10 protein-coding genes are annotated in these 13,189 nt (G+C 32.9%); 8 read left to right on the forward strand and 2 right to left on the reverse strand.

The features are described 5' to 3' along the window. Positions 1-42 precede the first annotated feature (42 nt). The 4 genes from AAYQ05_RS12650 to AAYQ05_RS12665 all read left to right on the forward strand — a co-directional run bounded on the left by AAYQ05_RS12650 (position 43) and on the right by AAYQ05_RS12665 (position 6,252). Positions 43-1,632: a glycoside hydrolase family 43 protein gene (locus AAYQ05_RS12650; RefSeq protein ID WP_343543765.1), complete on the forward strand. Its 1,590-nt coding sequence runs from the start codon at positions 43-45 to the stop codon at positions 1,630-1,632. A gap of 7 nt (positions 1,633-1,639) precedes the next feature. Further along, entirely contained in the window at positions 1,640-3,637 is a 1,998-nt protein-coding gene (gene pelA, locus AAYQ05_RS12655; RefSeq protein WP_343543767.1) for a pectate lyase, read from the forward strand. Between the two features lie 245 nt (positions 3,638-3,882). Then, a complete protein-coding gene (locus AAYQ05_RS12660) occupies positions 3,883-5,238 on the forward strand; it encodes a glycoside hydrolase family 28 protein (protein ID WP_343543769.1) in 1,356 nt (451 codons plus the stop codon). Between the two features lie 267 nt (positions 5,239-5,505). After that, a complete protein-coding gene (locus AAYQ05_RS12665; protein WP_343543770.1) occupies positions 5,506-6,252 on the forward strand; it encodes a rhamnogalacturonan acetylesterase in 747 nt (248 codons plus the stop codon). Between the two features lie 911 nt (positions 6,253-7,163). Here the strand turns inward: AAYQ05_RS12665 and AAYQ05_RS12670 are convergent. Continuing rightward, positions 7,164-8,348 carry a sensor histidine kinase gene (locus AAYQ05_RS12670; RefSeq protein ID WP_343543771.1) on the reverse strand — a complete coding sequence of 395 codons (1,185 nt, stop codon included), beginning with the start codon at positions 8,346-8,348 and terminating at the stop codon, positions 7,164-7,166. Between the two features lie 331 nt (positions 8,349-8,679). Between AAYQ05_RS12670 and AAYQ05_RS12675 the strand changes: the two genes are divergently transcribed. The 4 genes from AAYQ05_RS12675 (at position 8,680) to AAYQ05_RS12690 (ending at position 12,010) form a co-directional block, all read left to right on the forward strand. Beyond that, entirely contained in the window at positions 8,680-9,222 is a 543-nt protein-coding gene (locus AAYQ05_RS12675; protein ID WP_343543773.1) for a hypothetical protein, read from the forward strand. Between the two features lie 89 nt (positions 9,223-9,311). Then, entirely contained in the window at positions 9,312-9,749 is a 438-nt protein-coding gene (locus AAYQ05_RS12680) for a hypothetical protein (RefSeq protein ID WP_343543775.1), read from the forward strand. Between the two features lie 182 nt (positions 9,750-9,931). Then, positions 9,932-11,221: a DUF4861 domain-containing protein gene (locus AAYQ05_RS12685; protein WP_343543777.1), complete on the forward strand. Its 1,290-nt coding sequence runs from the start codon at positions 9,932-9,934 to the stop codon at positions 11,219-11,221. A gap of 612 nt (positions 11,222-11,833) precedes the next feature. Beyond that, positions 11,834-12,010: a BF3379 family histone-like protein gene (locus tag AAYQ05_RS12690; protein ID WP_008467640.1), complete on the forward strand. Its 177-nt coding sequence runs from the start codon at positions 11,834-11,836 to the stop codon at positions 12,008-12,010. A gap of 94 nt (positions 12,011-12,104) precedes the next feature. Here AAYQ05_RS12690 and AAYQ05_RS12695 read toward each other — a convergent pair whose 3' ends face one another. Further along, positions 12,105-13,145, reverse strand: a complete 1,041-nt coding sequence (locus AAYQ05_RS12695; RefSeq protein ID WP_343543994.1) for a GntR family transcriptional regulator — start codon at positions 13,143-13,145, stop codon at positions 12,105-12,107. Positions 13,146-13,189 lie beyond the last annotated feature (44 nt).

Below are 13,189 nucleotides of genomic sequence, written 5' to 3' on the forward strand. Positions count from 1 at the left end.
TTTTCAAAACCTGTCGGGTTTAAATAAAAAGTGTAGTTAAAAATGAAAAACATAAAAATCATCCTATTCCTCTTCTGCATTATTTCTTTTCAAAAGAATATAGCACAAGTCTGGACGCCAGATAACGGAGACGGAACTTACACAAATCCGATTATTCATGCCGATTATTCAGATCCAGATGTTGTTCGCGTAGGCGATGATTATTATATGACAGCTTCTTCATTTAACTGTATTCCAGGATTACCGATTTTACATTCAAAAGATTTGGTAAACTGGAAAATTATTGGACATGCTTTGGCAAAACAGCCACCGTTTGAAACGTACGATAGCGTACAGCACGGAAATGGAGTGTGGGCGCCAAGCATTACTTTTCATAAAAACGAATTTTACATTTACTATCCAGATCCCGATTTCGGAATCTATATGATTAAAGCTAAGAAAGCAGAAGGCCCTTGGTCTGAACCGCTTTTGGTAAAAGCAGGAAAAGGATTGATTGATCCGAGTCCGCTTTGGGATACAGATGGCAAAGCTTATCTGACTCATGCCTTTGCAGGAAGTCGTGCGCAGATTAAAAGCTTGCTAGTAGTGTGTACCATGAATCCAGAGGGAACCGTCGTAAACAATGATGAAGTAATGGTTATTGACGGGCACAAGGATGAAGAGACTATTGAAGGGCCTAAATTTTACAAACGAAATGGATATTATTACATTTTTGCTCCAGCTGGTGGCGTTCCAACAGGATGGCAGACTGTTTTAAGATCGAAAAATGTTTTTGGACCTTATGAAAAGAAAAAGGTTCTAGAACAAGGTTCGACCACAATAAATGGTCCGCATCAAGGCGCTTGGGTTACCACTCAGACAGGAGAAGACTGGTTTTTCCATTTTCAGGATAAAGGTGCTTACGGACGCATTGTTCATCTTCAGCCAATGAAATGGGTAAACGATTGGCCAGTTATGGGGGAGGATTTTGATAAAAATGGAATTGGTGAGCCTGTAACTACCTATAGAAAGCCAAATGTTGGTAAAAAATATCCAATAGAAGTTCCGGCAACTTCAGATGAGTTTAACGAACCTAAATTAGGATTACAATGGCAGTGGCAAGCCAACAGACAAACTAATTTCGGATTCCCGACTAGTTTAGGGTATCTGAATCTTTTTTGTAATACTAGTACTTCGAACATCTTCAATGCACCCAATTTGTTATTACAAAAATTTCCAGCAGAAGAGTTTACAGCTACAGCAAAACTGACTTTTAATTCAAGATTAAAAGGCGAATCAACAGGTTTGATTGTAATGGGATTAGATTACAGTTTTCTATGCTTTAAAAATGTCGATGGAAAACTATACTTGAACCAAAAAACTGGAACTTTTGACAAAACGGTTTCAGAAACGGGAACAAAATCAATTTTAATAGAAAACAATACCATTTATCTGAGAGTTCAAATTAAGAAAAATGGAATGTGCAGTTTCTTTTACAGCTTAGATGATAAAAATTATCAGACTATCGGAAATGATTTCAAATCAAGAGAAGGAAGATGGATTGGTGCCAAAGTGGGACTTTTTGCCTTAGGCGAAGAAGTGAAAAATGATTCTGGAAATGTTGAAGTAGATTGGTTTAGAGTAACGAAATAAGAAGGAAATGATGCATTTTAAAAAACAACTAATACTTTTTTTATGCCTTTGCAGTTTTGCTGTAAATGCTCAGAACACCTACAAAAGATGGCCTGATATTATTCGTAAGAATGATGCCTCTTGGTTTGCGACCGCAGATGCCAAAAGAATAGCCGAAAATGTATTGCTCTACCAAAGAGACATTGGTGGTTGGCCAAAGAATATTCAGATGCAAGATGAATTGACCGAGAAGCAGAAAAATGATTTAATTGCTCTAAAGAAAACAGCGGTAGAAACCACTACAGACAACGGAGCAACTTGTCAGGAAATGCTTTTTATGTCAAGAATGTACGCGCAGGTTAAAGACGAGCGTTACCAAGAATCTTTCTTAAAAGGATTAAATTATCTGTTAGAAGCTCAATATGCAAATGGAGGATGGCCACAGTTTTATCCGTTAAAAAAAGGCTATTATACCCATATTACATACAATGACGATTCTATGGTTAATATTATGAATGTCATAAAAGCCGTAGCAGACGAATCGGATTATTACAGCATTAAACCATCAAAAGAGGTTGTGGAAAAATGTAAAAAAGCTTTTGATAAAGGAATCGACTGTATTTTAAAAACACAATACAAACAAAACGGAGTTTTAACCGCATGGTGTGCACAGCATGACGAAGTTACGCTGGCACCTGCAAATGCAAGAGCTTTTGAATTAGCATCGCTAAGCGGTTACGAATCGGCCAAAATTGTATTGCTTTTAATGTCTTTAGACAAACCTTCTCCAGAAATAGTTACTGCTGTAAAAAGTGCTGTGGCTTGGTTTGAAAAAACAAAAATCACCAATTTAGAAGAAAAAAGAGTTTTAAATGATGCTGGAAAAATTGTAGATAAAAAAATGATTCCAACAGCAAATGCCAAACCAATCTGGGCGAGATTTATAGATTTGGAAACCAATGAACCTTTCTTTTGTGATCGTGACGGAATCAAGAAAAAATCATTAGATCAAATTGGATCAGAAAGAAGAAATGGCTACTCTTGGTATTCAGATGCACCGCAGGAAGTTTTGAAAAAATTTCCAGATTGGGCTGTTAAAAATGGAACTAAAGTAGGTGCTGCCGAAAAGAAAAATGTCAATTACATTACTGTAGCACAAGACGGTTCTGGAGATTACACCAAAATTCAAGATGCCGTTTACGCAACTCCAGCCTTTCCGTATGAGAAAGTGACGATATTCGTAAAAAACGGGACATACAACGAGAAAGTCCGAATTCCAGAATGGAATACTAATGTCGTTTTACAAGGAGAAAGCAAAGAAAATACGATTATAACTTTTGATGATAATTTTTCGAAAATCGGACTCGGAAGAAACAGTACCTTTTATACCTATACGCTTTTGGTTGAGGGAGACGATTTTTCGGCATCAAACTTAACCATTAAAAATACTTCAGGAGAACGCGGACAAGCTATTGCGTTGTCAGTTACAGCAAATCGTGCCAAAATAGTGAACTGTAATCTTCTAGGAAATCAGGATACATTATATCTATCTGGAAAAGAGGCCAAACAATATTTTAAAGACTGTTACATAGAAGGAACAACCGATTTTATTTTTGGAGGTGCAACTGCTTTATTCGAAAACTGTACTATCCACAGTATTAAAAGTTCGTATATCACAGCAGCTTCAACTCCAGAAGGAACTCCTTTCGGATTCGTTTTTAAAAACTGCAAACTCACAGCAAATCAAGATGCAAAAGACGTTTATTTAGGAAGACCGTGGCGTATTTATGCCAAAACGGTTTTTATAAACTGCGAAATGGGAAGCCAGATTAAACCTGAAGGCTGGGAAAACTGGTCTAAACCAGAAGCAGAAAAAAAAGCTTTTTATGCCGAATACAATTGCACTGGCGAAGGATTTCAGCCTGTAAAAAGAGTAAAGTGGTCGCATCAGCTTTCCAAGAAAGAAGCAGGGCAGTATGTTATAGAAAATATTCTTAAAGATAAAGTTGGAGCGTGGTATTTTTAGTGTTCAGTCGCAGTCTAAGTTTACAGTCTCAGTCACAGTCTCAGTTTACAGCGGTTAATTTACCGCAAAGTACGCGAAGGTTACACAAAGTCCACTAAGTTTTTTCTTTATTTTCGTTATGTTCTACATCAAAAGGGCACAAAGCTTTGTTTCTTTGTCTCCTTAAATATTAAACCTTTGCGAACTTTGCGTAACCTTAGCGCACTTTGCGGTAAAAAAAACGATTACAAATTCAATATAAAAAAATGAATCTAAAATATCTTCTCTTAATACTCATCACCAGTACATGTTTTGCACAAAACGGAGATTTTCCATCGGCAAAAGTAGATGCTATTGTAAACAATATTCAGCTTCCGACAGTACCTGCTTATCAGATAAATATTTTAAAACTGGGAGCAAAAGGCGATTCTATTGCCGATAATAAAAAGGCCTTTGACAAAGCAATGGCATTGTGCAAGAAGAACAATGGCGGAACTATTATTGTACCAAAGGGAATCTATAAAATAAACGGACCAATTCATTTTGTGAGCAATGTCAATTTGAAGATAGAAAAAGGAGCCAAAATAAAATTCAGCGACAATCCGAAAGATTATCTCCCGATGGTTTTAACAAGCTGGGAAGGCACGATGCTTTACAATTACAGTCCGCTTATTTATGCTAATAACTGTACCAATATTGCTATTTCTGGCGAAGGAACTATTGATGGAGAAGGAGGAAAAACATGGAAAACCTTTAAAGCAAAAGAAAACGAGGGCAAAAACCGTAGCCGCGAAATGAATCATAATAGCACTCCAATCGAAGAAAGAAAATTTGGAGAAGGTTATTTCTTAAGACCGCAGATGATTCAGTTTTTAAACTGCAAGAACATTTTGGTAGAAAATATTCGAATAGAAAATTCGCCTTTTTGGTGCCTACATTTATTAAAATCGCAAAGCATAACCATTCGAGGAATAAGCTATAAATCGCTAAATCATAACAATGACGGAATCGATCCCGAATACGCAAAAGACGTTTTAATAGAAAATGTTACTTTTGATAATGGAGACGATAATGTAGCCATAAAAGCAGGAAGAGATCACGAAGGGAGAGCCAATACAGCAACCCCAAGCGAAAATATCGTGATACGTAATTGCAATTTTAAAGGACTTCATGGCGTCGTAATCGGCAGCGAAATGTCGGCAGGCGTTCAGAATGTCTTTGTAGAAAATTGTAAAACGGCAGGTTATTTAAAACGTGGCATTTATCTAAAAACCAATGCCGATCGCGGTGGTTATATTAAAAATATATTTGTTAATAATATTCAGTTAGACCAAGTAGAAGATTGTCTTTATATTACGGCAAATTATCATGGAGAAGGAAAAGGGTATCAGTCAGATATATCGAATGTATATTTCTCCAATATCACCTGTAACAAAGCATCCGAATCTGGAATCGTAATTCAGGGATTTGCAGACAAGAAAATCAAGAATATATCATTAAAAAACATAGAAATCAAAGAAGCGAAAAACGCCCTGTCAAACGAAAATGCAGAAAACGTCTTGATGACAGATGTGTTTATAGGTAAAAAAGCAACAGTGCCTACAGCAGTTTCAAAGCATTAGGTTTTTACAAAGGTTCAAAGGTTCTGAGCAACAAAGGTTCAAAGGTTTTTTGTAGAGACGCACCGCAGTGCGTCTACTTTGCAGTTAATTTTGACGCAAAGCACATAAAGAAAGCGCAATCCCGATAGCTATCGGGAGCAAAGTTTTTATTCTTTATGTGCTTTGCCAAATAAGGCACAAAGCTTTGTCTCTTTACCTTCTTTATTAAACCTTTGTGCACTTTGCGGTAGAAAAAAACTTCGCAGTAAAAAACAAAAATAAAAGAAAATGAAAAAATATATCATCCTAGCATTCCTTATCACCACAGTAAGTTTCGCACAAAAAACATCCCTATATTGCATAGGAGATTCTACAATGGCTAATAAAAAAGACCCCGAAAAAAATCCAGAACATGGATGGGCTCAAGTATTGCAACCTTTTTTCAAAGAAAACGTAACCGTAATCAATAAAGCCGTAAACGGACGAAGCACCAGAAGCTTCATCAATGAAAAACGCTGGGATTCTGTTTACAACAAACTTAAAAAAGGTGATTATGTCTTTATAGAATTCGGACATAATGACGAAAAAATAGAAGATTCGTCGCGCTATACCAATCCACATACGGCCTACAGATACAACCTGATTCGTTTTGTAAAAGAAAGCAGAGAAAAAGGCGCTATTCCGATATTATTAACTTCTATTAGTAGACGTAATTTTAACGAAAAAGGAGTTTTAGTGCCAACACATGGCGATTATCCTTTAGAAACCCGATTGGTTGCACAAGAGTACAATGTGCCTTTTATAGATTTGGAATATTATACCGAATTATTGGAGCAGTCTTATGGACCAGAAAAATCAAAACAGCTTCATCTTCATTTCAAAGCGGGAGAAAATGCCTTTTATGATAAAGATAAGGCCGACGATACGCACCTTTCATCATTAGGAGCAAATAAAATCGCTGAAATTGTAATTAATCAAATTAAGCTTTCAAAAGATGCTTCGTTAAAAAATCTTAAAAACGGAATTAAACTATAACGGGAAAACAACCTTTAAAAATAAGAATAGGGCTGATAAGAGAATTATGCGCGCTAACAATTCATAATTGACAATTCATAATTGACAATTCACAATTCACAATTCACAATTCACAATTAATTCTGTCTTAAAATATAATTTTAAAAACTTTTACGAGCTATAAAAGTATTTTTGAAATAAGACATTTGTAATAGTAAATAGTAATCTCGTTGTGAAATTCTTTGATTACTCTTTGCATTTTTTACATGCCATACGCAAAGGAGAAAATTTTTAATTTTCTCCTTTTTTTTATATGCCTTTTAAACCAAAACCAAAACAAACAGCCTTTTATAATTGACAATTCACAATTGATAATTGACATCTCGCACCCCACATCTCACATTTCACACCCCACATTTCACATCACACATCTCACATTTCACATCACACATTTCACATCACACATCTCACATTTCACACTCCACATTTCATATCTCACATTTCACATCTCACATCTCACACCCCACATTTCACATCACACATCTCACATTTCACACTCCACATTTCACATCTCACACTCCACATTTCATAATAAATCGGTCTTAAACTGTTATTCTAAAATCTTTTACTGGTAAAATGAAATTCAAAATAGGATGAATTTTGCGCCACAATTTTTCAAGTATCAAATTTTATTAAAAAAAACAAGCAATTAAAAATAGCCCATACAGTACCGCTGCAAATAGTAAAAAACTGATTTAGCAGTATTTATATAGGTTGTTTTAATTAAAAAAGTGATTTATGAAAACAAAAATTACATTCATTTTGTTGTTATTGTTGTTTGTAATAGGAGGAGGGGCATTTGCTCAAGTGCAGATAAATGCACCAACCTCTTATCAGCCAGTAAGTCTCAGTCAGGGCGGAGCCCCTGGTACTTACAAGGTAGACATTGTCAACAATAATGCTGCGGCACTCAGCGGTGCAAAATTCTCGCTGTCTCTGCCTGCAGGCATGGAGTATGTGGCCGGCAGCATAACAGGAATTTGAATGCTAAAAATTGACCCGCATGGGAAATTGTTTTGAAGTGTAATTTCGCCATTGTGATTTTGAATTATGCTATGAACGACACTCAAACCAAGTCCGCATCCATAATTGAGTGGCTTGCTTGAAAAAAAAGGTTCAAATATTTTTTCTTTTATAGAATCAGGAACTCCTGTTCCATTATCCTCAATTTTCAAATACAAGTTGGTTTCGTCATTATCTACTATTGTTTTAATAGTACTTTTTTCAGGCGAAGCATAAATTGCATTTATTAGTAGATTAAATAGTACTTGGGTAATTTGAACTGAATCTATTGTGGCCATTATAGAGTCATTTTTGAAAATTAATTCATGCTTTATGGCCTTTTTTTGAAAATTGGATTTTAGAAAAGTTAAGGCAAAAACTATGATAGGCTTAAGTTCTTGCAATTCTAGTTTTTGTGGCATTTCACAAGAAAAGAACATTAGTTTTTTAACGATTTCGCGCGAATATATTACCGAATTAATAATAATAGAAAGATCAGTACTAATTTTTGGATCCGAATTTTTTTCTTTTATAAGTTCAGCAAAACCTAAAATATTGCCAAGTGGTGTGTTCAGTTCGTGCGCAATTCCTGCCGTCATTTCGCCAACTAAAGAAAGACGTTCCATACGCTCAATAGTTGCTTTTAAAGCTGCTTTTTCTTCTAAAGTTTGATACTTGTCAATGTAATTCCCGATTTCTAGCGCAATTGTATCTAGAAGCTGTTGCTCATCTTCGCTGAAGTCATCCAAAATATATTTTTTTGAAGGATAGTAAACCTTAATATAACCGTAATTTGTTTTATTTACTATTATGACGCTAGATTGAAAAATGGCTGGTTCTATCTGTTCAGATGTTGATAGGTGATAATCTTTAATGTGAAGTTCCACAATACTATCTGTGCTATAACGCCATGCATTTTTTGTGCTTATAATGATATCATATAGCGTCTGAATATTTATAGAATTTGTTTTCGATATAGTTTTTGAAATATCGTAAAGACAGGTAATTTCTTTTATTTTTTCTCGTAAATCTTCTTCTGTTGAGTATAGATTCATTGTAGGAAATTATTTGTAATAATTTTAGATTAATTTCAAAAGTAAATAAATAATTTTAACCTCAAAACAAAACTATGCTTGTTGTTAACTATTTGAAAACAAAATAAATACGCTTTGTTTTTATGTCGTATTTTGTTATTTTTTTGTCTTTTACAAGCTTTCTGTAATATTGATTTTTTATATAAAAAACTTTGTTTTTTGTTTTTATGTCGAAAAAAAAATAAAACAAAAATTTAAGTCTTATTTTGATAGTTATAAAACTTAAAGGGTTGTTATACAGAGAGATTTTAAAGGTAATTTTGGTGATTAGATAAAATCCGAAATGAATATTATGAATCCTTCAAATTTTTCTTTAGAGTTTCAATTGCACCTTTCTGAGATAAGAAAACTGAACAAAATGTATTTTGAACATTTGTTTAAAGACCGTATTGTTTTTATCTCAATATTGGTTTTATTATTTGTAATTTTTTTTGATTTCTCTCATATTAATCTTGAGGCTGATTTTTTTCTTTGGCTGATAAGAAGTTTAGCGATAATTGTGTTTTTTGTCGTAATTGAAAACTCATTTATTGATGCTATTTCAAAAATGGCTTTTCAACTAGCAAAAAGATTCGTCAAATTTCGAAAATTGAACAATAGGTATAAATTTATATTTACAGATTCTCAATTATGTATTAGGTTCCCTTTAGGACAGTTAACCCATAAATGGACAGCAATAGAGAAGGCTATCTTGACTAAGAATTTTTTGTTCCTATATATAAAAGGGCAGAATAATTATATCATTACAATTTCTAGAAAAGATTATGATTGTAGAAAAATGGAGGAGTTGTTAGCTTTTGTTGAGAATAATGTTACTCATATCATAAAAGTTTAAAAATGCCCTATACTATCTTTTTTTTGTCTTATTAGGGTGTTTATTTATTGTTTGCTGATTTATGTTTGTATGTATTAAAAATTGGAATGATGGAGAATGAAAAAGTTTTAGTGCTAGATAGCAAAGGTGTTTTCTTAAAAATGTTTAAAAGAAGATTTAAAGAAGATTTTGATTTTATTGAAGGTTCTTTTTTTGACGAACCAGCAACCAATGAATTTGACCGTATTGTTTTTGTAATACACAATCATAACGAATTGCTTCATTTTTTGTCAAAAGAGAAAAAAGAATCTAATATTTTGGTTTGCTTATGTAATTTACATTTTTATAGAAGTTTATCATTTTTAGAAGGAGCAAATAACTTTATTTTGTTTGATGAATCTAAGACGAGAACTGAAATCTTAAAGGAGCTAAAAACATTTTTTGACAATAAATTGGGTTCTAAAACAATTAAAAAAACTTCTTTATACAAAAAGATTTCTCAGAAAAAGTTTCACGATTACTACAAAGCCATGTATTTTTTAATGTGATTTTTTTATTTTTTTCTTAAGCATATTTTGGCTAAAAATGATGCTTTTAAAGCAGGATAAATGTTATTCATTATCCTGCTTTTTTATTTCTGAAAATTCTTAAAACAAAGTTTTTTATTTTAAGTGTTATTGTAACAATTAAAACGCTTAAATTGTTCTGAAAAAATAAAGAATAAGAAAAAATGAAAAAAAGAGTATTATTTTATCTTCCATTTGCTTTAACTACAGTCTTACTGACAAGCTGTAAAGTCTCTCAAAATATATCAGAAAAGACGATTATTTTAAAAAACGAGAGCTCGATGGCATTGACCCAAAAATCAATTTCTATTAAAAGAGATTATGTTGGAGAAAGTGCTATAAAAGGAACTTATCCGATTTTGATTTATAAAAACGATACCATTCCAGCGCAGATCAATGACCTTAACGGCGATGGAAAATGGGATGAACTTTTCTTTACGGCTGATTTTTTACCTGGCGAGAAAAAAGATATTTTATTAAAATGGTCAGAAACAGATCCGAAGTTTATCATTAAAACGAGTGTTCGTTTTGGAAAAAGAGAAGGAAAAAATCTTCCGGTTCATCCAGATACGCAAGAAGTTTTAATGGCAGATCAGGTTCATAAAAAATTAGGCTATCAAAAATACCAGACGGATGGACCAACTTGGGAAAATGACAAAGTCGGTTTTAGACATTATTTGGACGGAAGAAATTCGAAAGATGTTTTCGGAAAAAAACTTCCAGGAATAACTCCAGAGAATGTTGGAATAAATAGTAAAGGTGCGGTTGAAGATAATTATCATGTAATGTACGATTGGGGAAGAGATATTTTTCCTGTTGGAAATTCTGTAGGATTAGGTGGTTATGCCTTGCTAATTGATAATAAAATAAACAGGCTTGGAATTTTAGGAAATGACACCATCAATAATGTAGAAAAGACCACTTTTAAAATTGTGACAGAAGGGCCTGTAAATTCTGTTTTGAGCTATCACTACCAAAATTGGAATGCTTCTGGAAATTTGTATCAGGTGCAAGAAACGACTTCGATCTGGCCTGGAATGTATGGCTATAAAAATACCGTTTCTATAAACGGCATTAAAGGAAATGAAACTTTTTTGGCCGCAATTTCTAATTTAAACAATAAAAAACCGCTTCAGGTTATTGAAGCGGGAGATTGGGTTTGTTTAATTCAGCATGATTATCTGACTTACGAACGTCAATGGATTTTAGGAACAGCTATTTTAGTTCCGGCAAAAATTTACCAAGGTTATATTGAAGCTCCAAAAACAGGGCAGCTAACAGATTCTTATTTGGCAAAACTAAAAGTTGAAAACAATAAAGAAATCAGCTATTATGCTATTGCAGCTTGGGAATTGAGTGCAGATAAAGGCTTTAATGATTCGGCTTTTTTTACAAATTATGTAACAAATTTAGCCAAACAACTTTCTGCAAAAGTAAAAGTTGAATTAAAATAATTTTGAAACGATAGACCCTCTATACAGATAAGAAAATTTGTTATTGTTTTGGCTTTTTTGGGAGGGTTGAGCTTCACTTTTTCGCAACAAAAGCTGGATGTTTATCCTGCTTTGGTTAATGGTTAGAAATATTGATATTAAATACACTAGTTTTTATGGAGTAGAAAAAGATCCGAATGTGCGATTAAGCAATTTTAGATTTGAAAACTTAATTATGGAATCATCAAAAATTAAGATAGATAAAAGCATCATATATAGGCTTATTTCAAAGAATGTCTACCTTAAATAAGACTCTAATCGAGTAATTTTTTCCTTTTTAAGGGAGTTTCTCCACAAAAAAATTAACAAATAGAATTGTTTTTGATCCTATTTTAAGATTAAAATTGTTTGCATAGCATACTTTATAGAAAGCATTAGAATGACAATAATGGAGATGCAATTGAAATAAGTGATTGATTGTTAGTTTGTTGTGTTTATTGGTGTTTTATGAAAAGCTAAGGTCAATTTATTGTGAAGAAAATGAATGAAAAACTGCATTAAATTTAACAGCAAAATTGTTGTAACTATCACACAAACTTTTATTTTTGTGACTTAATTTAACAATATATAAGCATGAAAGATTTATTAGTAAAAATCAACGCCGAAATTGAAACATTCAAAGCTGAAGCTGAATCTTTGACTGAAAAAGGAATTAAAGCTGCTGGACCAAGAGCACGTAAATCGACTTTGGAAATTGAAAAACTTTTAAAAGAGTTTAGAAAAGTTTCTATCGAAGAATCAAAAAAATAATACAACTAAAAACCTCGTCAAGTGACGAGGTTTTTTTTGCTTAAAAAAAGTAGAGTTTAAGACAAAGAGAAGAAACCTTTGTTACTTTGCAACTCTAAATAGAATTTCGATCAATAAAATTAAAAGGTACTTTTACCTGGCCTTTTTCTTTATTCAAGATCATCCTCGCTGCGGTTTCTCCCATTACGTTAAAATCGGTTGACATTACAGTAATGCCAAGTAAATCTTTTAAAGGTGTATCGTTGTATGAAATGACACCAATATCTTTTCCTAAAACAAACTCTTCATCACGAATCTGTTTCACTAAATTTACCAAATCGGATTCTTCGATTGTAATAAACAAATCTCCTTTTTTAAGAATCATATCATCATAAACCTCACTCAGGATTTCAAAATTGATTTCGTGTTCCACACAAAATTTTCTGAAACCATGCAAAATTCTTCTCGGATAAGGATAAACCGCTTTATCAGGATATACTAGAATTAAACGCTTGTATTTTGATATTTTAGAAAGGCCTTCTTTTAAGGCATTATAAATATCATTTTCAAAATCCTGATAAATTTTAATGACATCGTTACCTGTTCCTAATTTTATATTATCTAAAACCACCAGTTTTTCTTGTGGGATTTTTTTAATGGCACTTACAACCTCATCAGTAAAGCTCAAATGTTTTAATTCATCTGTTTTAAAGTGCGTTGTAATAACATAATAATCGTAAGCACCTTCAAACTTATCTAAGATATTCAAGAATAAAGTCTCATCGCAGTGGTAAATTTGAAGGTCAACATGTGCATTTGCCCCTAAAGTATCAATAAAAGAGCTATAAGTTTTCATTTTATAGGAACTCAATTTATTAGTCAAAAACAAAATATTGACTTTAGATTCCAATTTTGTTCGGGTAATATAGTAACCTTTTCCTCTAATGGAAGAAATGATTTTTCTTTCTTTTAAAATATTATAAGCTTTCTCAACAGTATCACGAGACATATAAAATTCTTCACTGAAACTATTAATAGAGGGAATTTTTTGATTTATTTTTAAATTTCCGTTGGCTATGTTCTGAAGAATAGAATCTACAATCTGTTTGTATTTCGGAACTCTTGAATCTTCATCTATTTTAATAAGTTTAATCATGTTCATTGTTGGAAGTACGTCTCGTATTTCAGCGAAACCCATTT

It is taken from the genome of Flavobacterium movens (assembly GCF_039581425.1).
Lineage (GTDB): Bacteria > Bacteroidota > Bacteroidia > Flavobacteriales > Flavobacteriaceae > Flavobacterium > Flavobacterium luteolum.

What these genes read in the sequence shown, in the direction of transcription:
- AAYQ05_RS12690 (WP_008467640.1), top strand. Translation starts at nt 11,834, where the DNA reads ATGAAAGATTTATTAGTAAAAATCAACGCCGAAATTGAAACATTCAAA.
- AAYQ05_RS12680 (WP_343543775.1), top strand. Translation starts at nt 9,312, where the DNA reads ATGGAGAATGAAAAAGTTTTAGTGCTAGATAGCAAAGGTGTTTTCTTA.
- AAYQ05_RS12670 (WP_343543771.1), bottom strand. Translation starts at nt 8,348, where the DNA reads ATGAATCTATACTCAACAGAAGAAGATTTACGAGAAAAAATAAAAGAA.
- AAYQ05_RS12660 (WP_343543769.1), top strand. Translation starts at nt 3,883, where the DNA reads ATGAATCTAAAATATCTTCTCTTAATACTCATCACCAGTACATGTTTT.
- pelA (WP_343543767.1), top strand. Translation starts at nt 1,640, where the DNA reads ATGATGCATTTTAAAAAACAACTAATACTTTTTTTATGCCTTTGCAGT.
- AAYQ05_RS12695 (WP_343543994.1), bottom strand. Translation starts at nt 13,145, where the DNA reads ATGATTAAACTTATTAAAATAGATGAAGATTCAAGAGTTCCGAAATAC.
- AAYQ05_RS12675 (WP_343543773.1), top strand. Translation starts at nt 8,680, where the DNA reads ATGAATCCTTCAAATTTTTCTTTAGAGTTTCAATTGCACCTTTCTGAG.
- AAYQ05_RS12685 (WP_343543777.1), top strand. Translation starts at nt 9,932, where the DNA reads ATGAAAAAAAGAGTATTATTTTATCTTCCATTTGCTTTAACTACAGTC.
- AAYQ05_RS12665 (WP_343543770.1), top strand. Translation starts at nt 5,506, where the DNA reads ATGAAAAAATATATCATCCTAGCATTCCTTATCACCACAGTAAGTTTC.
- AAYQ05_RS12650 (WP_343543765.1), top strand. Translation starts at nt 43, where the DNA reads ATGAAAAACATAAAAATCATCCTATTCCTCTTCTGCATTATTTCTTTT.